20 protein-coding genes are annotated in these 20,905 nt (G+C 63.4%); 10 read left to right on the top strand and 10 right to left on the bottom strand.

Annotation, left to right across the window (positions count from 1 at the left end; translation table 11 throughout):
- Positions 1-3 precede the first annotated feature (3 nt).
- From X265_RS13795 to X265_RS13785, 3 genes are all read left to right on the top strand, one after another.
- Positions 4-1,077, top strand: coding sequence for a branched-chain amino acid ABC transporter permease (locus X265_RS13795; RefSeq protein ID WP_128965302.1), 1,074 nt, complete (start codon positions 4-6; stop codon positions 1,075-1,077).
- A gap of 43 nt (positions 1,078-1,120) precedes the next feature.
- On the top strand, positions 1,121-2,404 hold the full coding sequence (locus X265_RS13790; RefSeq protein ID WP_128965301.1) for an ABC transporter substrate-binding protein: 1,284 nt from the start codon (positions 1,121-1,123) through the stop codon (positions 2,402-2,404).
- A 161-nt stretch (positions 2,405-2,565) separates the two neighbouring features.
- Positions 2,566-3,405 carry an ABC transporter ATP-binding protein gene (locus X265_RS13785; protein ID WP_128965300.1) on the top strand — a complete coding sequence of 280 codons (840 nt, stop codon included), beginning with the start codon at positions 2,566-2,568 and terminating at the stop codon, positions 3,403-3,405.
- A gap of 4 nt (positions 3,406-3,409) precedes the next feature.
- On the opposite strand, the gene X265_RS13780 is transcribed toward X265_RS13785, so the two are convergent.
- Positions 3,410-4,561, bottom strand: a complete 1,152-nt coding sequence (locus X265_RS13780) for an AGE family epimerase/isomerase (RefSeq protein WP_164938569.1) — start codon at positions 4,559-4,561, stop codon at positions 3,410-3,412.
- Between the two features lie 86 nt (positions 4,562-4,647).
- On the opposite strand from X265_RS13780, the gene X265_RS13775 reads away from it, so the two are divergent.
- The 6 genes from X265_RS13775 to X265_RS13750 all read left to right on the top strand — a co-directional run bounded on the left by X265_RS13775 (position 4,648) and on the right by X265_RS13750 (position 11,119).
- A complete protein-coding gene (locus X265_RS13775) occupies positions 4,648-5,880 on the top strand; it encodes a phenylacetate--CoA ligase family protein (RefSeq protein WP_128965298.1) in 1,233 nt (410 codons plus the stop codon).
- 102 nt (positions 5,881-5,982) lie between these two features.
- Entirely contained in the window at positions 5,983-7,068 is a 1,086-nt protein-coding gene (locus X265_RS13770) for a phytanoyl-CoA dioxygenase family protein (RefSeq protein ID WP_128965297.1), read from the top strand.
- A gap of 77 nt (positions 7,069-7,145) precedes the next feature.
- Positions 7,146-7,661: a D-glycero-alpha-D-manno-heptose-1,7-bisphosphate 7-phosphatase gene (locus X265_RS13765; protein ID WP_128965296.1), complete on the top strand. Its 516-nt coding sequence runs from the start codon at positions 7,146-7,148 to the stop codon at positions 7,659-7,661.
- Between the two features lie 192 nt (positions 7,662-7,853).
- Entirely contained in the window at positions 7,854-8,939 is a 1,086-nt protein-coding gene (gene gmd, locus X265_RS13760; protein ID WP_128965295.1) for a GDP-mannose 4,6-dehydratase, read from the top strand.
- Positions 8,920-9,888: a GDP-L-fucose synthase gene (gene fcl / locus X265_RS13755; RefSeq protein WP_128965294.1), complete on the top strand. Its 969-nt coding sequence runs from the start codon at positions 8,920-8,922 to the stop codon at positions 9,886-9,888. Before gmd ends, fcl begins: the two co-directional genes overlap by 20 nt.
- Before the next feature lie 19 nt (positions 9,889-9,907).
- Complete coding sequence (locus X265_RS13750; RefSeq protein ID WP_164938568.1) at positions 9,908-11,119, top strand: glycosyltransferase family 4 protein; 1,212 nt, start codon at positions 9,908-9,910, stop codon at positions 11,117-11,119.
- Positions 11,120-11,179: 60 nt separating this feature from the next.
- On the opposite strand, the gene X265_RS13745 is transcribed toward X265_RS13750, so the two are convergent.
- A complete protein-coding gene (locus tag X265_RS13745; RefSeq protein ID WP_244659409.1) occupies positions 11,180-12,136 on the bottom strand; it encodes a right-handed parallel beta-helix repeat-containing protein in 957 nt (318 codons plus the stop codon).
- 385 nt (positions 12,137-12,521) lie between these two features.
- Here X265_RS13745 and X265_RS13740 point away from each other — a divergent pair, with 385 nt between their 5' ends.
- A complete protein-coding gene (locus tag X265_RS13740; protein ID WP_128965291.1) occupies positions 12,522-13,835 on the top strand; it encodes an aminotransferase class III-fold pyridoxal phosphate-dependent enzyme in 1,314 nt (437 codons plus the stop codon).
- On the opposite strand, the gene X265_RS41060 is transcribed toward X265_RS13740, so the two are convergent.
- From X265_RS41060 to neuB, 8 genes are all read right to left on the bottom strand, one after another.
- Positions 13,836-14,501 (bottom strand): LbetaH domain-containing protein, encoded by a 666-nt coding sequence (locus X265_RS41060; protein ID WP_208764281.1) that lies wholly within the window; start codon positions 14,499-14,501, stop codon positions 13,836-13,838. It lies immediately after the preceding gene.
- A gap of 4 nt (positions 14,502-14,505) precedes the next feature.
- On the bottom strand, positions 14,506-15,282 hold the full coding sequence (locus tag X265_RS13730; protein WP_128965290.1) for an imidazole glycerol phosphate synthase cyclase subunit: 777 nt from the start codon (positions 15,280-15,282) through the stop codon (positions 14,506-14,508).
- Positions 15,283-15,292: 10 nt separating this feature from the next.
- Positions 15,293-15,931, bottom strand: coding sequence for an imidazole glycerol phosphate synthase subunit HisH (hisH, locus tag X265_RS13725; protein WP_244659408.1), 639 nt, complete (start codon positions 15,929-15,931; stop codon positions 15,293-15,295).
- Positions 15,932-15,982: 51 nt separating this feature from the next.
- Positions 15,983-17,140: an N-acetyl sugar amidotransferase gene (locus tag X265_RS13720; RefSeq protein WP_244659407.1), complete on the bottom strand. Its 1,158-nt coding sequence runs from the start codon at positions 17,138-17,140 to the stop codon at positions 15,983-15,985.
- 61 nt (positions 17,141-17,201) lie between these two features.
- A complete protein-coding gene (locus X265_RS13715) occupies positions 17,202-18,014 on the bottom strand; it encodes an SDR family oxidoreductase (RefSeq protein ID WP_128965287.1) in 813 nt (270 codons plus the stop codon).
- A complete protein-coding gene (locus X265_RS13710; RefSeq protein WP_128965286.1) occupies positions 18,011-19,051 on the bottom strand; it encodes a nucleotidyltransferase family protein in 1,041 nt (346 codons plus the stop codon). Before X265_RS13710 ends, X265_RS13715 begins: the two co-directional genes overlap by 4 nt.
- 12 nt (positions 19,052-19,063) lie before the next feature.
- Positions 19,064-19,690, bottom strand: coding sequence for a NeuD/PglB/VioB family sugar acetyltransferase (locus tag X265_RS13705; RefSeq protein ID WP_128965285.1), 627 nt, complete (start codon positions 19,688-19,690; stop codon positions 19,064-19,066).
- Positions 19,687-20,769, bottom strand: a complete 1,083-nt coding sequence (gene neuB, locus X265_RS13700; RefSeq protein ID WP_128965284.1) for an N-acetylneuraminate synthase — start codon at positions 20,767-20,769, stop codon at positions 19,687-19,689. The genes X265_RS13705 and neuB overlap by 4 nt, the downstream gene beginning before the upstream one ends.
- Positions 20,770-20,905: the final 136 nt, after the last annotated feature.

Raw genomic sequence — 20,905 nt, 5'->3', positions numbered from 1 at the left:
ACCATGGCCGGCCCTGCCCTCATTCCCGCTGGTGATTTCCGCACCTCCTACGCCGCGGACACCACGATCTTCCCGACCACCACCAGCCGCAACTTCGCGATTGCGGGCGTTGCGCTGCTGTGCCTGGCGCCGCAGGTCTTCAGCGGCTACTGGCTCAGCATCCTGATCCAGATCGGCATCTTCTCGATCGCGGCGCTGGGACTCAACATCCTGGTCGGCTTCACCGGCCAGATCTCGATCGGGCACGCCGCCTTCTTCCTGCTCGGCGCCTTCTCCTCGGCCTACATCTCCAACAACGCGCCGATCCCGGTGTTCTTCGCGATTCCGCTCGCAGGGATCGTCACCGCGCTGGTCGGACTGATCTTCGGCATTCCGGCGGCGCGGCTGAAGGGGCTCTATCTCGTCATCGCGACGCTGGCTGCGCAATACATCCTGCTCGACTTCTTCTCCCGCGCCGAATGGTTCTCAGGCGGCTCGGTCCCGGCGAGCGCCGAGCCGTTTTCGATCTTCGGCTACGCGCTGCGCGGCGACCGGCAATATTTCTACGTCGTGCTGGCTTATGTGCTGGCGAGCTACATCCTCGTCACGAATTTGATGCGCACCCGCGACGGCCGCGCGCTGGTAGCGATCCGCGACCATTACCTTTCCGCGGAGATCATGGGCATCAATCTCACCAAATACCGCACGCTGTCGTTCGGGCTCGCCGCCTTCTTCGCCGGCATCGCCGGCGCGCTCTATGCGCATTACCAGCTCGTGGTCTCCCAGGAAGGTTTTGGTATCGAGCGCTCGATCCTGTTCCTCGCGATGATCATCATCGGCGGCACCGGCTCGATCATGGGTACGCTGATGGGGACCGCCTTCGTCGTTCTGATGCCGGAATCGATGGAATTGCTCAGCCTGTATCTGAAGGGCGGCGCAATCGACAAGGCGCTGTCGCTCAACAACAACATCACCTTCCTACGCGAGATCGCGATCGGGGTGATCATCATCGTCTTCCTGATGTTCGAGCCCGACGGGCTGGCGCATCGCTGGCGGCAGATCAAGGCATACTGGAAACTCTACCCGTTCTCGCACTGAGCGCGGCAATCTCACTTAAACAATAAACCGGAGGAACCGACCCATGAAGATGACGTCCCTTTTGAGCACCGCATCGCTTGCGATCGCCGTCGCCGCGTTCTCGGCCAGCGCGCAGGCGCAGATCGCGATCGGCCATCTCGCCGATTATTCCGGCGGCACTTCCGATGTCGGCACGCCGTACGGCCAGGCCGTCGCCGACACCTTCGCCTGGGTCAACAAGAACGGCGGCGTCGGCGGCAAGCAGCTCAATGTCGACACCAACGACTACGGCTATCAGGTGCCGAAGGCGATCGCGCTCTACAAGAAATGGTCTGCTCCCGACAGCAAGGTCGCGGCCATCATGGGCTGGGGCACCGCAGATACCGAAGCGCTGACCGGTTTCCTCGCACAGGACAAGATTCCCGATATGTCCGGCTCCTACGCCGCAGCCCTGACCGATCCCGAAGGCACGAGCGGCAAGGCCAAACCCGCGCCTTACAATTTCTTCTACGGGCCAAGCTATTCGGATTCGCTGCGGGCGATGCTGATGTGGGCGGCCGAGGATTGGAAGACCAAAGGCAAGCCCGGCAAGCCCAAGTTCGTCCATATGGGGGCCAACCACCCGTATCCGAACGCGCCAAAGGCCGCGGGTGAAGCCATGGCTCAGGAGCTCGGCTTCGAGGTGCTGCCGCCGCTGGTGTTCGCGCTCGCGCCGGGCGACTACAGCGCGCAGTGCCTGAGCCTGAAATCCTCGGGCGCCAACTACGCCTATCTCGGCAACACCGCGGCCTCCAACATCTCGGTGATGAAGGCCTGCAAGACCGCCGGCGTCGAGATCCAGTTCCTCGGCAACGTCTGGGGCATGGACGAGAACGCCGCCAAGACAGCCGGAGATGCCGCCAACGGCGTGATCTTCCCGCTGCGCACGGCAGTGAGCTGGGGCGGCGACGCGCCGGGCATGAAGACGGTGATGGAGATCTCCAAGATGTCCGATCCCACCGGCAAGGTCTATCGCCCCGTGCATTACGTCGCCGCGGTCTGCTCGGCCCTCTACATGAAGGAGGCGATCGACTGGGCTGCCAAGAACGGCGGCGCCACCGGTGAGAACGTCGCCAAGGGCTTCTACCAGAAAAAGGATTGGGTGCCGGCCGGAATGGAAGGCGTCTGCAATCCCTCGACCTGGACCGACAAGGATCATCGCGGCACGCTGAAGGTCGACCTCTACCGCACTAAGATCTCGGGCCCGACCGACGGCGATGTCAACGACCTCATGGCCAAGGGCACGATCAAGCTCGAGAAGGTCAAGACCGTCGAGCTGCCGCGCAAGCCGGAGCTGCTGGGCTGGTGAGGCCGGCTCTAATCACGCACGCAACTGTCATCCCCCGCCTTGTGCGCAGTGCGCACTGGAGCGGGGGATCCAGTACGCCACGGCTCCTCGATGAATCTCCGGCGTCTCTGGAATACTGGGTCGCCCGGTCAAGCCGGGCGACGACAGCGGAGTAACGAAGCATGACCGAAACTGCAGAAGCCGTTCGCCCATCCCCCACCGTCGTCCCCGCGCCGCCCCTCCTCGCCGTGCGCAACATCGAGGTCGTCTATGACGACGTCATCCTGGTGCTGCGCGGTCTCAGCCTCGACGTGCCCAAGGGCGCGATCGTGGCGCTGCTGGGCGCCAACGGCGCCGGCAAGTCTACGACGCTGAAGGCGATCTCGGGATTGCTCAAGACCGAGGATGGCGAGGTCACGCGCGGCGAGATCCTGTTCGAGGGCGAACCGATCGCCGGCATCGATCCCGACAAGATCGTCCGTCGCGGCATCTTCCAGGTCATGGAAGGCCGGCGCATCGTCGCCGACATGACCTCGCTGGAGAACCTCAAGCTCGGCGCCTTCACCCGCAGGGACCGCGAGGTCGATGCCGATCTCGACATGGTGTTCAACTATTTCCCGCGCCTGAAGGAGCGCACGGGCCTTGCCGGCTATCTCTCCGGCGGCGAGCAGCAGATGCTCGCAATCGGCCGCGCGCTGATGGCGCGCCCGAAGATGATCTTGATGGACGAGCCCTCGATGGGCCTGTCGCCGCTGCTGGTGAAAGAGGTGTTCTCGATCATCCAGAAGATCAACCGCGATCTCGGTGTCACCATCCTTCTGGTCGAGCAGAACGCGCGCGCCGCGCTCTCTGTGGCAAGCCACGGCTACATCATGGAGCAGGGCAAGGTCGTGCTCGACGGCACCGCCGACGAATTGCGCGACAACGAGGACGTCAAGGAATTCTACCTCGGCGGCGCCGGCGACCAGCGCAAGAGCTTCAAGAACCTCAAGAGCTTCAAGCGGCGCAAACGGTGGCTTTGAAAATTCAACCCAGCACCTGCTCCGCTTCCGTGACCGCGCAGAGAACATGATAGAACGACGACGCAGGAATGGTGTCGACCAGCGATTTGCCGTCGCTGTCGAATTGGTCGTACCAGCCGCCCCGCACGGGATGGCTGAGATAATGCCGTTCGAGCCGCACCAGCGCCGCGCGCGCTTCGTCCGCCGCGCCTGCCTCACCGGACTCGGCCTGCGCCACCCAGGCCTTCGCCATCTCGGTCTGCGGCCACAGCCGGCGCGTGCTACGGCGGATGTGACCGGTATCGTCGCCCTCGTCGGCAAGGCAGCCGGTCGCCGCGTCGCGATAGCGCAGCGCGGTCGCCAGCAGCTCCGCGCGCCGCGGTCCGGTGGGACAGCCCGTGATGCGCTCAAAACCCTTCAGCAGCCATACCCATTCAGCCTGGTGGCCGGGCTCGACACTGACCGGCTCGATTTTCGACCAGTCCTCCTCAAAGTACTCCGTCAGGATGCACTTCCGCTTGTCATAGAGATTGGCGAGGAACAGCGCGAAGAACTCGCCGGCTCTGTTCTGGAACGACAGATCGTGGGTCGCCTCGAAACACGCGATCATCGCCTCGAACAGATGCATCTGCGGGTTCTGCCGGCGCGGCAACGACACCGGCAGGCTTTCATGCACGCCGCCATGCGGCGAGCGCAGATGGCCGTCGAGGAAAGCAAGCAGCGCATCGATCTCGGCCCGGATCTGCGCATCCTGGTCGAGCGCATAGACCGTCGCCAGGGCGAACAGGATGAAGGCGTGGTCGTAGGCATCGCGCCGCGAATCCAGCACCGTCCCCTCCGGCGTCAGCCGGTGCACATAGCCGGGCTTGCCGTCGGGCGCCTTGGCTTTCGCCAGGAGGTGCTCGAGCCCCTTGAGGGCGATGGCGCGGCCTTGCGGGTACCAGCCCATCTGGGCCGCCTTGGCGTAGCAATAGATCTGGCGCGCCTGCACGAACACGCGCCGCGGTGCGGCCGTATCCGCCGTACCGTCGCGGTGCAGCCTGTCGATGAAACCGCCGGCTGCGTGATCCCAGCCGACCGCCGACCACATCGGCAGCGCATCCTCGACCATGCGGCGCTTCAGGCGCGCGATCACATCGCCCGCTCCTTCAGCCTCACTGATCCGCTCGTCCGTCACTCCGCGCTCTCCAAGCCACCGCAATGGCCGTCTGATACCCATGCGGGCGGCGGCGCGCAACGGATGCCAACCCGGAAAGACCTGCCATGACCGCCCATTACGACACCCTCGAGACGCGTGAGCCGGCGGCGCGCGAGGCCGAACTGTTCGCCCGCCTGCCAAGCGTGCTCCGCAGCGCCATGGCCGCCCCTGCCTACGCCGAGCGACTGAAGGGCGTCGATCCCGCCTCGGTGACCTCCAGAGCGACGCTGGCGGGTCTGCCGGTGCTGCGCAAGTCGGAACTGCCGGCCCTGCACAAGGCCTCCCAGCCCTTCGGCGGCTTCGTGGCTGCATCCCCGGGCTCGTTCGCCCGCCTGTTCACCTCGCCGGGGCCGATCTTCGAGCCGGAGGGACGCCAGGACGATCCCTGGCGGGGCGCGCGTGCGCTGTTCGCGGCCGGCTTTCGCCCAGATGACATCGTGCTCAATACCTTCAGCTACCACCTGACCCCCGGCGGCTTCATTTTCGACGCCTCGGCGCGCGCGCTCGGCTGCGCCGTGATCCCGGCTGGCCCCGGCAATACCGAGCAGCAATTCGAGTTGATCGAGGCCTACCGCCCGGTCGGCTACAGCGGCACACCGGACTTCCTGAAGATATTGCTCGATGCCGCGGCGACCGCCAAACGGGATGTCTCCTCGATCAAGCGCGCGCTAGTGTCGGGGGCCGCCTTCCCGCCTTCGCTCCAGGCCGAGATCAAGGCGCGCGGCATCGACGCCTACCAAGCCTTCGGCACTGCCGATCTCGGCCTGATCGCGTTCGAGTCCGAGGCGCGTGAGGGCATGGTCGTGAATGAGGATCTGATCATGGAGATCGTCAAGCCCGGCACCGGCGATCCCGTGAGGCCAGGCGATGTCGGCGAGATCGTGGTGACCTCGCTCGATCCGCACCACCCCTGGATCCGGCTTGCGCTCGGCGACCTCACGGCCGTCCTGCCCGGCACGAGCCCATGCGGACGCACCAACATGCGCATCAAGGGCTGGATGGGCCGCGCCGACCAGACCACCAAGGTCAAAGGCATGTTCGTCCGCCCCGAGCAGATCGCCGAGATCGGCAAGCGCCATCCCGCGCTCGGGCGACTGCGCCTCGTCGTCACGCGCCAGGGCGAGGCTGATGCGATGACGCTGAAAGCCGAGACGACCGCCCCGGGCGACGCGCTCCGCGAAGAGATCGCGGCCAGTTTGCGCGCCGTCACCAAGCTCGGCGGCGCCGTCGAGTTGGTCAGCCCAGGCATATTGCCGAACGATGGCAAGGTGATTGCGGACGAGCGGTCGACCGCTTGATCGTTCCGGCTACCCTGCCGATCGCGAGGGTCGTCATTGATCGACGTCAATGACGAACGGCGCCTGCCATCCTAGCCAGTGGTGCATCGGAAAGGCGGCGCCATGACATCGCACCCATATTCGTACAATCATTTGCCAGTCATCGATTATCCGAATCACCCTGCGTATGGCACGGCTTTCCCGAAGCCAAGCCTCGGCGAACGCGCCGCGGCACTGGCAAAATTCGCATCGGGCTTTGCCATGATCACGGCCCGTCTGATGGCCGACTACGAGCATCTGCCGCGCCCCAGCGACAAATCGCACAAGGTGGCCGAGCTGGTCCGGCGCTCCCCGACGTATCTGCGGCTGGTGGCGACACAGAAGCTGCGGCGGCTGACGCGACGCGCCACGGAGCCGAGGACGACGGCCGGTGCCAACGTGCTGAAGACGCTGAAACGCGACGGCATAGCGGGTTTTCACCTCTCGCCAGAACAGCTCGGCCGTATCAGAGACCTGCTCGCCCCGCACTACCGGACGCTTGAAGCGAGACTTGCACAAAAGACGCCAGACCAACGCCATTTCGACGAGACGCGGCTGTGGCTGGACAAGGACGCCTTTCCCGAGCTCTACGCTTATTTCAATCAACTGGGGTCCGAGCTTGGCGTCATCGACGCGGCGAGCGCCTATCTCGATCGTCCGGTGGCGATTGCCCATGTGGTACCTCAGATCAACGACCCGAGCGACGCCTTCTGGGCCAATCATTTTCGAGACGTTGGTGTCGTGGACTCGCCCTGCGACTATTGTCACGTCGATGCGACCTACAACCTCCTCAAGTTCATCATCTATGTGAGCGAGGTCGGCCCCGAGAATGGTCCGTTCACCTATGTCCGCGGAACCCATCGCGCGAGCCGCAACTTCTGGGACGGGCTCATCCGCCGCGCCAACGACTATGCCAGCCTGTCGTCGACCAAGCCGCAGAACCGCCGGCTCTTCAACGCGCTTCCAAAATTCCTGCAGCGCAAAGCCGCGTTCGGGGTCGATCTGCCCGCCGGCAGCGAATATGCCGACGCCATACTCGACAACGAATGGCGCGTGACCAGCGACCAGGGCGACGCGGTCCTGTTCGACCCATTCGGAATCCACCGCGGCGGCATGGTACGGAGCGGCCGCAGACTGGTTGTCACCATGATGCTGACGGAACCGACGTAGGTGCGACGCCGCCGATATCTTGACAAGCCGCCGGCGGGACGGTGAACAATGGCCGCAAACATTTGTTGCGGCACCCCATGACGACATCGACCCGGCCGGCCGTCTTCTTCGACCGCGACGGCGTTCTCAATCACGACGCCGGCTACCTCTTCGAGGTCAGCAAGTTCAAATGGATCGACGGCGCGCGCGAGGCGGTCAGGCTCGTAAATGAGGCCGGCTATTTCGCCTTCGTAGTCACCAACCAGTCCGGCGTGGCCCGCGGATTCTACGGGGAGAGCGACGTACATGCCCTCCATCGCTGGATGGCCGACGAGCTCGCCGCCGCCGGCGCCCATATCGACGCGTTCGAATATTGCCCCGATCACCCCGAGGCCGTCGTCGAGAGCTATCGACGCGACAGCGACCGGCGAAAGCCGGGGCCCGGCATGATCACTGACCTCATGAAGCGCTTTCCCGTCGCGACCGACAGGAGCTTCCTGATCGGCGATCAGGAGCGCGACCTGAAGGCGGCGCGCGCTGCCGGCATCCGTGGCCTGCTATTTCGGGAAGGCAATCTCGCGACCTTCGTGCGCGAGGCGCTCAAGCTCGCCTGAGACCTGCAGGAACCGGCAGATTCGTTGCGCAACCAAGCTCGCGCCCTCCAGAGTTCCACATAAACGCCCACTAACCCATTGAATGGACGAATACATTTACGCGGACGTCGGACCGCGCTGGAAAACAAGACACGCTCGGAAAAGTAGGATACGCAACCCCGTCAATCCCAAGCCGGTGATCCAGAAACAGCTATGACTGCTCAAGACTCCAAACAGCGCGTCGCTCTCATCACCGGTGTGACCGGGCAGGACGGGGCTTATCTCGCCGAGCATTTGCTGTCGCTCGGCTATGTCGTGCACGGCATCAAGCGGCGCTCGTCCTCGTTCAACACCGCGCGCGTCGATCACCTCTACCAGGACCCGCATGTCGGCAACGTGCCGTTCCTGATGCATTACGGCGACATGACGGATTCGACCAACCTGATCCGCCTGGTGCAGCAGATCCGCCCGACCGAGATCTACAATCTCGCCGCGCAGAGCCACGTCGCCGTCAGCTTCGAGAGTCCGGAATACACCGCCAACGCCGATGCCATCGGCGTGCTGCGCCTTTTGGAGGCGATCCGCATCCTCGGCATGGAGAAGGAGACGCGGTTCTACCAGGCCTCGACCTCCGAGCTCTACGGCCTGGTGCAGGAGATCCCGCAGAAGGAGACCACGCCGTTCTATCCGCGCTCGCCTTATGGCGTCGCCAAGCTCTATGGCTACTGGATCACGGTGAACTACCGCGAAGCCTACGGCATGTTTGCCTCGAACGGCATCCTGTTCAACCATGAGAGCCCGATCCGCGGCGAGACCTTCGTCACCCGCAAGATCACCCGCGGTGTGGCCCGGATCGAGCTTGGGCTGGAGCAGACGCTCTATCTCGGCAATCTCGAGGCCAAGCGCGACTGGGGCCATGCCAAGGACTATGTCGAGGGCATGCACATGATCCTGCAGGCCGACAAGCCCGACGATTTCGTGCTCGCCACCGGCGAAACGCGCTCGGTCCGCGAGCTGGTCGAACTGTCCTTTGCCCAGGTCGGCCGCCGCATCGAATGGCGCGGCAAGGGCGTGGACGAGACCGGCGTCGATGCGAAGAGCGGCAAGATCGTGGTGAGGATTGATCCGACCTATTTCCGCCCGACCGAGGTCGATCTGCTCGTCGGCGACGCCAGCAAGGCGCAAAAGGTGCTCGGCTGGAAACCGAAGCGGAGCTTTGCGCAGCTCGTCGAAGAGATGATGGCGGGCGACCTTGCCGAGGCCAAACGGGACATTGCGAATGGCAAGCGTACCGTTTGAGCTGAAGGGCAAGAGCGTCTACGTCGCCGGCCATCGCGGCATGGTCGGCAGCGCCATTGTGCGTCGTCTGGCGCGGGAGAACGTAAATCTCGTCACCGTCGAGCGGCACGAGGTCGATCTCTGCAACCAGGCGGCCGTGTTCGACTGGTTCGCGAAGATGCGGCCGCAGGTGATCTTCCTCGCCGCCGCCAAGGTCGGCGGCATCGTCGCCAACAACACGCTGCGCGCCGAGTTCATCTACGACAACATCGCGATCGCAGCCAACGTGATCCACGCCGCGCATCTGAACCGGGCCGAGAAGCTGATGTTCCTCGGCTCGTCCTGCATCTATCCGAAGCTGGCGCCGCAGCCGCTGCGCGAGGATGCCGTGCTCACAGGTCCGCTGGAGCCGACCAACGAGCCTTATGCCATCGCCAAGATCGCCGGCATCAAGATGGCGGAGGCCTATCGCAGCCAATATGGCAGCGACTTCATCAGCGTGATGCCGACCAATCTCTACGGTCCCGGCGACAATTATCACCCTGAATTGAGCCATGTGGTCGCGGCGCTGATCCGGCGCTTTCATGAGGCGAAGCTTTCGGGTGCCAGGACCGTCGCGGTCTGGGGCACCGGCACGCCGCGGCGCGAGTTCCTCTATGTCGACGACATGGCCGATGCCTGCGTCCACCTGATGAAGACCTACTCCAGCAGCGAGCTGATCAACATCGGCACCGGCGAGGACATCGCCATTGCGGAGTTCGCGCGCGTGGTCGCCGAGATCGTCGGCTATCGCGGCGAGATCTCCTTCGACCCCTCGCGCCCCGACGGCACGCCGCGCAAGCTGCTCGACATCGGCCGCCTCGACAAGCTCGGCTGGCGGGCGACGACATCGTTGAAGGACGGTATCGCCCGCGCTTATGGAGCCTATTTGGCGGAAGGTCAGGCCAACGGCCCTCAGCCGCACGCCTGACCGAGGACAGCGTTTGCACATGGCCACTCCCGCAAAGCTGATCATCGCGGCTCAGTTCTATCCGCCCGATACGACCACGACGGCAGTTTATGTCGGCAAGATCGCCGAGAGCCTCGCAAGAGATCGGCAGATCGTTGTGATCTCAGCGACACAAGGCTCGCGCGCGGACGGCAAAGCCGGCAAGCCCGAGGTCGTCGAAATCAAGAGCTGGAATCCGCGCAAGTCCGCGATCGTCCAGCGCGCTCTCGCGATCTGCTTGCTTGCTGCCCAAATGTTCTTCTCGGTCCTGCGGCGGGCAAGGTCGGGCGACATCGTCTTCTGCGTCACGACGCCGTTCACCCTGCCCTACACCGTGCTTCTCGCCGCCAGATTGCGTGGAGCAAAGACTATGCTCCTGATATATGATCTCTATCCGGAAGCGCTGGAGGCCGCCGGTATGGTTCGCCCCACTTCGCTGGCGGTGCGCCTCATTCGCTTGGCCAACACGCTTCTGTTCCGGCGCCTTGATGCGATCGTCGTGATCGGGCGCGACGTGCCGCCTCTGATCGAAAAATATCCCGGTGTCGTCGCGGACCAGCTTCACTATATTCCAAACTGGGCGCTGATTCCGATCGGCTATCGCAAGATTGATCCGGCCAGCCGATTCCGCGCGCCGGACTCCTCCAGGTTTATCGTTGGTCTTTCCGGCAATCTCGGTTTCACACACGATCCCGTCACGGTGTTCGAAGCGGCGCGCCTGTTACGAGACCGCCGGGACATTCATTTCATGCTCTCGGGATGGGGCGTGGGCTGGGCCACGCTCAACGAGCTCCATGCCAAGGCCCCTCTTGAGAATGTCACGATCATGAAACCTGTCCCCGAAGACGAACTCGTGGAATTCCTGTCGGCGGCCGATCTCTGGGTTATTCCGTATCGTCAGCATGTCGCCGGTGTCTCGATCCCCAGCCGCCTCTATAACATCCTCGCGATCGGGCGTCCGATCGTGGTCGCCTCGGAGGCCAATTCCGAAGGCGCGCTCGTGCTTGGCGAAGAGGCGATCGGATGGGTCGTTTCTCCAGAAAACCCCGCCGAGCTCGCGCGAGCCATTCGCGAGGCCGCCGGCGATCGGCAGGCCACAATGGAGAAGGGTATTCGTGCGGCCGGCATCGCCGAGAAATATCGCGAGGACGTCGCCCTTGCTCACTACGGTCAGGTGGTGGTCGATGTCAGCCAGGCAGTGCGCCGCAATTAGCGATAGGCGGCGGGCTGCCGGCCCCCCGTTCCGATGCGAGGCGCCGGCTGTAGAAACGTTCTACTGCGGCGCGACAGCTGCGGACGAGGTTCCGTCGGTCACTCGATTGCCTGCAACGGCACTGTTCTTGAGTGACGGCATCGTACCGCCATTCGTGAAACTCAAGCCGGTGATGTTACCCGTCACCGCCGAATTGTTCAGAATGACCTGCGTAGACGGACCGTCCGATAAAATGCCGACACCCGCGTTGTTGACGGCTGCACTTCGATCAACGAGTAGGCGGATCGCAGATGCGCCAGATGGTGCGGTCGCCCATATGCCGTTGGTAAGATTGCCGGCCGACACGCTATCTCGCGCAGTCGCACTGATTGCTCCGGTACCGCCCGTACCGTCCACCTTGATCCCGAATGTCGCGTTATTCTCCACCTGAACCCGATTGAGCACGGCGAAGATGCCATGCGTACCGGCGGACGCCGTGGCGACCTGGATCCCTCCGCTATTATTGGACACGATCGAGTCCGATACGAACAGCTGAGACGTCGCATTCGGGGCAAAGCTAATTCCCGTTCCAGTCCCGCCCCCGCTGAAGTTCTTGATCACACAGTTCTGAACGTTTACGGAGCCTGCAGAGGTTATCCGGATGCCGGATAATCCCGTGCCGAAACCGTCAATAACAACGCCCCGGACGTTAACAACATCGCTAGCTCCGGCAGCAACGACGATGCCATTCGTGCCTGATACCAGCACTCCGGCTTCGCCAACGCCGTCATTGGTGATGCTGATGGCCTTTGTGATGGTCACGGCGCCGAATCCACCTGGATCGAGAACGCTGATCTCCCCTCCCGCAGCCGTCTTGGAGATCGCGCCTGCAAAGGTTTTGCACGGCGCAGTGCGACTGCAGGGATTTGCGTCATCACCGACGCCCGAAACCCAGGTCCGAGATGCCTGCGCGTATGACGGGATGGTTGAAAAAAGAAATGACAGGACAAGCGCGACGACAGCTAGAGATACTTTCACGAAGCTCTCCATAAATATACAACCGAACGATGTGCTCGCATCTGCATAAGCCACCAAAGATCGGATGGCGTATGAAATGCTTCACAATCGCCGGCGCATGCATACTGGATGTGACGCGGCTCAAATCGTCGGGGCACCGGACCCCTGCCACCCCACCACGTACGGGGAGCGCGAACGTGACGGCGGGGAGCGCGCGAGACTAACGACATCCGAGACTGCAAGCGGCAACTGGGTCCACAACGCCTCCCTATTCCTGCATCCATAACCAGTCGACCTATCTTGCGGTATCGGGCGCCCATTCGGGCATGCAGAACCTGCTCCCGGTGCCTTGCCTGGGTCGGGGGCTTGCGGTATCCACCGAAGGCTTTCCGCCCAGGAGAACCCAATGTCGAGCACCGGCCAAACGCTTTACCGACGCGCGCGCAAGGTCATGCCCGGTGGAACGCAGCTGCTTTCAAAGCGGCCGGAAATGTTCCTGCCGGAACAGTGGCCGACTTACTTCAAATCGGCCAAGGGCGCCGAAGTCGTCGATCTCGACGGCAAGACTTACCTTGACATGAGCTATTGCGGCATAGGCGCCACCATCCTGGGCTTTGCCGACCCCGACGTCGATGCCGCAGTAAAGAGTGCGATCGACATGGGGTCGATGTCGACCTTGAACTGCGCTGAGGATATCGAGCTGGCAGAGCTCCTGGTCGAGCTGCATCCTTGGGCGGACATGGTGCGTTTCGGTCGCGCCGGTGGCGAGGCTATGGCGATTGCGGTTCGCATCGCGCGCGCCGCGACCGGCCGCGACATGGTGGCGTTCTGCGGTTATCACGGCTGGCACGACTGGTACCTCAGCGCCAATCTCGGCGAGACCACCGCACTCGACGGTCATCTGCTGCCCGGCCTCGATACCAAGGGCGTGCCGCGTGGACTCGCCGGCCTGATGCATCCATTCCACTTCAATAAGCTCGATGAGATCGAGGCCATCGTCGCCGCCCATGGCGAACGGCTCGCCGCCATCGTGATGGAGCCGGTGCGCTCCAGTGAGCCCGAACCGGCCTTCATCAAGGGTATCCGCGCGCTCGCCGACCGCTGCGGCGCCGCGTTGATCTTCGACGAGGTGACGTCGGGCTTCCGCATCAATTCCGGCGGTGCTCATCTGGCCTATGGCGTCGATCCCGACATGGCGGTGTTCGCCAAGGCTATCGCCAACGGTTTTCCGATGGCCGCGATCGTCGGCCGTGCCTCCGTGATGGACGCGGCGCAGGAAACCTTCGTCAGTTCGACGGCCTGGACTGAGCGCGTCGGCCCGGTCGCGGCACTTGCCACCTTGCGCAAGCATCGCGAGCAGAACGTCGCGCGGCACCTGATGCGGATCGGCATGCGCATCCAGAAGGGCTGGACCGAGGCGTCACAGGCCGCGGGCCTGCCCCTGCACGTTTCCGGCATCTCGCCGCTCGGCCATTTCGCCTTCGACTTGCCGGACGCGCAGGAGGTGCGCACGCTGTTCACGCAGATGATGCTGGACCGCGGCATCCTCGCGACGGGCTCGTTCTACGCGATGTGGTCGCATACCGACGCCCATGTCGATCGTTACCTGGATGCGACGGCCGAGGTGTTCCGGGAGCTCCGCACCGCCGTCGATCAGAAGGCCGTCAGGCAGTTGCTGCGCGGGCCCGTGGCTCACTCCGGGTTCAAGCGGTTGACCTGATCAGGTCGTCATCCCAAAAATATCGCGCACCACGTTCCGCGACGTCGGCGAGCGCCCCGCCTTCGGATAGACGCCATGCAAGATGCTGTCGGCGGCGAGCGTGCCGCCGTCGATCAGGATCGCTCCCGTCGACATGAAAGAGTTGTCGCCTACTGCAGTCTTGCCGATCACGCGGCTGCCGCCATACATCACGATGCCACGCCCGAACGACGGATAGTCATTGTCGAGGTTCGCGCCCACCGTGCAATTGTGGTAGCAAATGAAATAATCCGAATAGACGGCGCGCCCAAGCACGGTCCCGACAGGATGTTGGACCGCGAACACGTCCGGCAGCTCGACCTCGTAGAACGCGTCCAGCGCGTGCAGCGCCTTGTTGAGCGCATAGGCCTTGTCGGCGATGGGATGGCCGGGCCGCTCGCGAAACGCCGAATTGGCGAGGTAGTAAAGGAAGATCGCATATTGGTCGGAATGCCAGTGCGAGAACCGCGCTTCGCCGTTTGCAAAAAAGCCTTTCAGCCTTACGCGCGAGAAGCAATGATCGACCCGGCCGAGCGCAAGGTCGACGAGTTTCGGGAGATCGCCGAGATTGGCGCCATCGGGAAACAGGTTCTCGAATTGCCTGCGCACATAGACGGCGAGATCGTTGCGGGCGAGCGAAAGCTGCACGGTATTAATTCCTGCTCGAGAAGCTGGCGCGCACGTCGAGACCACGCGAGAACAGATGGCTACGAAGCTTGATCGGGCTGTGGTCGGTAAACAGGAACATCGAGGAGATCGCCACCGCCGACGCTCCGGCTTCGAGTGCGTCGATCGCATGCTGGAGCGAACCGCAGCCACCGGAGACGATCAGCGGTACGCTCAAGACGCTTGCCGCCCTGTGGATCAGTTCGAGATCGTAGCCGCTCATAGTGCCGTCGCGATCGATCGAGCCGAGCAGCACCTCCCCGCAGTGCAGGTCCTCGCACCGCTGCGCCCATTCGATCGGGTCGAGCGCGACATGCTCGCGGCCTCCGTCGATGAATACGCTGGCATGGTTGGGGCTGATCCTCTTGTAGTCGATCGACACCGTCATGCACTGGTCGCCGAAGGTGCGCGCCGCCTCGCGCAGAAACTCCGGGCGGCGCACGGCCTCCGAATTCACCGACACCTTATCGGCACCGGCGCGGAGCAGCATGTTGACGTCGTCCAGCGTCTTGACCCCGCCGCCGACCGTGAACGGCATGAAAATCTCTTCCGACATCCGCTCGATGATGTCGACCACGCGGCCGCGCGAGGCCGCGCTCGGCACGATGTCGAGGACGATCAGCTCGTCGACACCGTAGTCGTTATAAACCTTCGCGGTCGTCACCGGATTGCCGGCGACGCGCTCGTTCTCGAAGAAGCGGGTATATTTGACGAGCCTGCCATCGCGCAGCAGGAATTTGGGGATAAGGCGCTTCTTCAGCATCGCGAGGGCTTCAGGGATTCCAGCGCAGGAAATTACTCATCAGCTCGATCCCGGTGTCCTGGCTCTTCTCGGGATGGAACTGCGTGGCGGCGATATTGTCGCGCGCGATGATCGCGGTCACCGGTTGGCCGTACTGGGCGAAGCCGACCACGTCGCCGGCATCCCTGCAGCGCATGGCGAAGGAATGTACGAAATAAAACGCCAGATTACTCTCGCGGATATTGGCGAGGATCGGATGGTTGCGCTCCTTCGCCACCATGTTCCATCCCATATGCGGGATCTTCAAGGCAGGATCGTTCGGCATCAAGCGCTGAACGTCGGCGTCGAACCAGCCGAGCCCACGATGTGCAACACCGTCATCGGCGTGCTCCTCGGAGGTGTTGGCGAGCAGCTGCATCCCGAGGCACACCGCAAGGAACGGCTTGCCCTTCTCGCGGACCTGGCGCTCGAGGATCTCATCGATGCCGCGAGCGCGAATGTTGATCATGGCATCGCCGAACGCGCCGACGCCGGGCAGGATGACGTGGGAAGCATCCGCAATCGCGTCGGCGTCATGGGTCACCACCGGATCGAAGCCGCAATATTCGACGGCATTCTTCACCGAGCGCACGTTATTGATGCCGTAATCGACGATCGCTACGCCCGACATCGCCTGCTCCCCCGGGGGCGACATTCGCGCCGCCTATGGACCCTCGTCAGCCTATCCCTTGCCGCCGCCGATTTCGACGCCGGGATGATTCGGCCAGGGCACTTGCGTGTTGTTCCACTTGTCCATGTCCGGCATACGGCGACCCGGCTCGACCGTGTTCGGCGAGAACTGCCACGGACTGACCTCGTGCTTGATCGCAATGCCCAGAAACTGCTCCTCGGTGAGCTGAAGATAGTCGAGGAACAGATCGAGGCTCGGCGGTCGCTTGCCGTCGAACTCGCGCACCAGTGCCTCGCCCTGCTCGCGTGTCATGCGTTTGTTGCGGATGTCGATGTTGGCGAGATGGTTGGTCCGGCCCATGCCGCGCTTGATGTACTTCAGATAGTCGCGCACCCCTTGGAAGAAGCACTCGATCTTTTCGTAATCGTACTCAGGCGGAATGCCCTCGACCTCCTGGCCCTTCCAGCCGAGCTCGCGCTTGATGATCTCGACGTGCTTCTTGGTGTCCCACTTGATGTAGCTGCCAAGGCAGATCGAACGGCACTTGATCCGCATCAGCTCCTTGCGCGGCGGATAGACGAACGGATAGAGGTCGCGCTTGGCAACGCGGCCGCCCAGGAACTCGTACATGTCGTCGGCGGTGATGCCGAGATTCATGGCCCGGTTGAAGCGCTTCTCGTCGACCTCTTCCATCTCGTCGTAGGAGTAGAACGACTGGTATTCCGCAAGACTCTCGCCCCAAAACAACAACGGCGTCTCGTAGCGGATCGCGATCTGCATGGTGTGGGCGTAGATGCCGGTGTGGCAGTGCCAGCAGAAGTCGCCGCGGCGCTTCAGCGATTCCAGCATGAGTTCGCGCACCACGTGCCAGTTCGGCGTGAAGTTCAAGACGTCGACGCCGAGCTGCTTGAACACGCTGGTGTTGTTCTCCTCGACCAGCGGACGGTAGAACCAGTGGTCGAAGCGCACCACCAACGGCTTCAGGCCGAGCTTCTTGACGACGTACCACAGCTGAAAGACGCTATCCTTGCCTCCCGAATAGGGCACGATGCAGTCATACAGCCCCTTGTCGCGGTATTGTGCGACCAGTTCCATCATCTGGGCGTGGCGCTCCTCCCAATTGATCTGGGTGTCGCGGACCTCGATCTGGGCGCAGACGCTACACGAACCGGATTCGTCGAACGAGGTGGCCTCCGCCGTTTCGGGCAATAAGCACTTGCTACAGCTCAACATTTCTGAGATTCCTGCAATTGCATGATTTGCCGTTGGCTTACCACGCCGTCCATCCCCCGTCGACCGCAATGCACTGGCCCGTCACATAGGCTGCAAGGTCGCTCGCCAGATACGCCACTGCGCCCTTCATATCGTCCTCACGCGCCATACGCGCAAGCGGCGTCCGGGCCACATAGCGGCTCAAAAACCGCTCCGGCGTAGCCCTGAAGACGCCCCCCGGCGCGACCGCATTGACCCGAACCTTTGGCGCCATCGTGGTGGCCAGCCAGCGCGTCATCTGGATTAGCCCGCCCTTACTGGCGGCATAGGCGGCTGGGTTCCCGAGGGCGGTTCCCTCGTAGAGCCGCCAGTCGGGCCCGGCGAGGCCGTAGATCGAGGAAATATTGATCACACTACCATGGCCCGACCTCGCGAGGTCCTCGGCTGCGGCCTGGATCAGCACGAACGGCGCGGTGAGGTTGACCTCGATCGCGCGCCGCCAGGTCGCGTCCGACTGCTGCTCGAACGGCACCGCCCAGCCTTCCAGTCCGCTGGTGCCCACGAAGGCTGCGCAATTGACGATGATGTCGATACCACCGAAGGCCTCGCGCACCCGCCGTGGCAGATCCTTTACCGCCTCCCCCTGCTCGAAATCGCAGTCGAACATCGCCGCCTCGACGGAGTGATCGGCGGCCAGCTTCGCCGCTGCCTCGGTACCCGCGGACGCGGCGATATCGACCAGGGCGATGGCGGCACCGAGCTCGGCAAGACCTGCAGCAATGGCGCGGCCAATATGGCCGGCGCCGCCGGTGACAATGGCGACGCGGCCGTCGAGCGACATCATTTCGCGGAGCGAGCGTTCAGTGCTCATCCGAATATCCTCTGGAACTCGTCGGAGGCACGCTGCAGATCGTCGAGGCGGCCGACGTCGATCCAGTACTCCCGCAGCGGGAACACAACCGACGGCTTGTCTTTGGCGATGGTGCGCTCGATCAGCGTCGGCATATCGATGGCCTCGTTGGTGTCGAGATGATCGAGCACCCCGGGATCGAGCAGATAGACCCCCGCGTTGACGAAGAATTTCTGCGTCGGCTTCTCGCGAATGCGAAGCAGGCGATGGTCGTCGAAATCGATCACGCCGAATGGCACGGTCACCGAATGCTCCCGCACGCAGACGGTCGAGAACGCCTTATGCTCGCGATGATATTTCAGCATCTGCTCGAAGTTCACCGTCGTCAGCAGATCGCCATTCATGACGAAGAAGGGCTGCGTCGGCCGCTCCGGCAGCAGCGACAGGGCCCCGGCGGTGCCGAGCCGCTCGCTCTCCTGGAGATAGTCAATCTCCACACCCCACGCAGAACCATCGCCGAAATAGTCGCGTATCATGTCGGCCTTGTAATTGACCGAGATGAAGAACTTGCCGAAGCCGGCCTTCACGAAACCGCCGAGCACGGTCTCCAGGATCGGCTTGTCTCCGACGCGGATCAACGGCTTGGGAATGTCGTCTGTAAGCGGCTTCAGCCGCGAGCCGAGCCCGCCGGCCATCAGCACGACCCAGTGATCGGATTGCTGCACGAGTGCGAGGTCGTCGATCAGCTTGACCTCGACCACCCGCCCCTCGGTATCGACGAGCGGAAGCTGATGGATCGAATGCTTGCGCATCAGATTGAGCGCGGCCGGATTCGAGATACCGACCGGTGCCGTGATCGGCATGCGGTTCATCACGAGGCTGACCGAGGCGTCGAGGCCGACACCGCCGAGCAGCGCCCGCCGCACGTCGCCGTCGGTGACGGTGCCGACGATCCTGCCATCGCGCTCGACGATGGCGAGTTGCAGATTGCCCTGATCGATGCGCCGAAGCGTCTCTATCAACGGCGTGTCTTCACTGACGGCGAATGCACCCTTCATGACAAACTCATCCTATTCGTTGCCGGAGAATCCGCCGGCCGCGACATCCCTTGTAACCACCGCGCCCGCAGCAACGACGGCTCCGGCCCCCACTTTGACGCCGACCAACACCACCGCGCCGGCGCCGATATGGACGCTCTCCCCGATGGACACGCCGCCGCACAGCACCGCCCCCGGAGCGACATGTGCGTGATCGCCGACCATGCAATCATGCTCGACCACCGCGCGCGTATTGATCAGGGTGTTGCGCCCAAGGCGCGCCGCGGGCTGAATCACGGCGCCGGCCATCACCTGCGCGCCGTCGCCGAGTTGTGCATCGGAGGCGATGACGGCGGACGCATGTGCGATCACAGGAAACTTGTAACCCCGCGCTGCAAACCGATCGAACAGGAGGCGTCGGCCCGACAACCCCGAATCGGTACGCGAGGCACGATTGCCGAGACCATTGGCAAGCTCGACCGTATCAGCGGCCATCTTCAAGACGTCGTCGTCCGATCCGGTGATCTTGACGCCGCCTATGACCTCCCCAAGCCGGGTGGCATCGCGATCGGCGGCTGCTGCGGGATGGATGCCACGGCTCAGCAGGGCTTCGATGATGACGCGGGCGTGACCGCCGGCACAGAGCACGATCAGGCTCATGGCTCCAGCGCCTCGTTGGCCGCGTAATCGCGCAGGGCGACCTTGCCGAGATAGCTCCAATATTCGATCGGCGGAATGCCGCCGCCCGGGCGCTTGACGCCGAGATTGTCTTCCGTAAAGCGCTCCCCGGCGCGGACCGGCTGAAGCACGACGAGACTGCGGCGGGCCACCACGCGATTTGGAATCTCCTCGGGCGCCGGCACCTTGCGACCGTCGCCCAGCGCGGCTTCGACATCGCGGATCGCAGCGATCATCGCAGCCATCTCATCCGGCTCGATCGAGGCGCGGTGGTCAGGCCCCGGCAGATTGCGATCGAGCGTCAGATGCTTTTCGACCACGGTGGCACCGAGAGCCACCGCGGCCGAGGCGATGTGGATACCACGGCTGTGGTCGGAGAAGCCGACTGGCAGGCCAAACGCATCGCGCAGCGTCGCCATCGCTCGCAGATTGATCGATTGTGGATCGGCCGGATATTCGGTCGTACAATGCAGCAGCGTGACTTTTGCACGCAGCTCCGTCCAGGTCGCGCGGTCGAGCAACAAATTCGCGAAATCGGCGGGCGTCGGCCACGCCGTCGCCTCGCGGAGATAACCGAAAGCGATGACGCCAAGCGCCAGCTCCACTTCGGCGAGTGTCCCCATCCCGGTCGACAGGATGATCGGCAGGCCGAACCGCGCCAGATGCAGCAAGAGCGGCGCATTGGTCAGGTCGCCCGAGCCGACCTTCAGCGTGGAGACACCGACACGGCGGACCAGATGCGTGGCGCTGTCGGCATCGAACGGCGTCGACATGTAGGTAATTTTGGACGCCACGCAGGCCGCTGCGATCTGTTCCTCGTCATCAGGGCTGAGCTCGAGCGCGCGCAGCATCTCGAGCTGTGATTGTGCCGTTCCCGTGGTCGCTTGCTGGTAGCTTGCCTTCGCCGCCCCGGCGGTCGCGAGCTTGTCGGCACGGAACGACTGAAACTTGACGGCGTCGGCCCCTGCCCGCGCGGCCGCCTCCACAAGCGCCAGCGCGCGCGCGCGATCGCCATTGTGGTTGACGCCAGCCTCAGCAATGATCAGGGTTTTGCGATGCATGGGATTTTGTCGCCAGGGCGAAGCGAAATCGCCCGCCAATCAAGCGGTTGTCTTAGTCGAGCACGCTGGTAAAAGCAACGCAGGCCAGCGGTTCGCGGCGTTCCCCACGGGCCTCGCAAAAGTCCGCAGAGTGACG

This window comes from Bradyrhizobium guangdongense (assembly GCF_004114975.1).
GTDB classification, from domain to species: Bacteria; Pseudomonadota; Alphaproteobacteria; order Rhizobiales; family Xanthobacteraceae; genus Bradyrhizobium; species Bradyrhizobium guangdongense.
The sequence above is the reverse complement of the archived record's forward strand: the minus strand, read 5'-3'. Positions and strand labels throughout refer to the sequence as shown.

Coding starts and splice junctions, on each gene's coding strand:
- X265_RS13705 (WP_128965285.1), bottom strand. CDS start 19,690: ATGAGCCTGATCGTGCTCTGTGCCGGCGGTCACGCCCGCGTCATCATC.
- X265_RS13715 (WP_128965287.1), bottom strand. CDS start 18,014: ATGAGCACTGAACGCTCGCTCCGCGAAATGATGTCGCTCGACGGCCGC.
- X265_RS13740 (WP_128965291.1), top strand. CDS start 12,522: ATGTCGAGCACCGGCCAAACGCTTTACCGACGCGCGCGCAAGGTCATG.
- fcl (WP_128965294.1), top strand. CDS start 8,920: ATGGCAAGCGTACCGTTTGAGCTGAAGGGCAAGAGCGTCTACGTCGCC.
- X265_RS13775 (WP_128965298.1), top strand. CDS start 4,648: ATGACCGCCCATTACGACACCCTCGAGACGCGTGAGCCGGCGGCGCGC.
- X265_RS13790 (WP_128965301.1), top strand. CDS start 1,121: ATGAAGATGACGTCCCTTTTGAGCACCGCATCGCTTGCGATCGCCGTC.
- X265_RS13785 (WP_128965300.1), top strand. CDS start 2,566: ATGACCGAAACTGCAGAAGCCGTTCGCCCATCCCCCACCGTCGTCCCC.
- gmd (WP_128965295.1), top strand. CDS start 7,854: ATGACTGCTCAAGACTCCAAACAGCGCGTCGCTCTCATCACCGGTGTG.
- X265_RS13730 (WP_128965290.1), bottom strand. CDS start 15,282: ATGCTGAAGAAGCGCCTTATCCCCAAATTCCTGCTGCGCGATGGCAGG.
- X265_RS13750 (WP_164938568.1), top strand. CDS start 9,908: ATGGCCACTCCCGCAAAGCTGATCATCGCGGCTCAGTTCTATCCGCCC.
- X265_RS13710 (WP_128965286.1), bottom strand. CDS start 19,051: ATGAAGGGTGCATTCGCCGTCAGTGAAGACACGCCGTTGATAGAGACG.
- X265_RS13795 (WP_128965302.1), top strand. CDS start 4: ATGGCCGGCCCTGCCCTCATTCCCGCTGGTGATTTCCGCACCTCCTAC.
- X265_RS13770 (WP_128965297.1), top strand. CDS start 5,983: ATGACATCGCACCCATATTCGTACAATCATTTGCCAGTCATCGATTAT.
- hisH (WP_244659408.1), bottom strand. CDS start 15,931: ATGTCGGGCGTAGCGATCGTCGATTACGGCATCAATAACGTGCGCTCG.
- neuB (WP_128965284.1), bottom strand. CDS start 20,769: ATGCATCGCAAAACCCTGATCATTGCTGAGGCTGGCGTCAACCACAAT.
- X265_RS13765 (WP_128965296.1), top strand. CDS start 7,146: ATGACGACATCGACCCGGCCGGCCGTCTTCTTCGACCGCGACGGCGTT.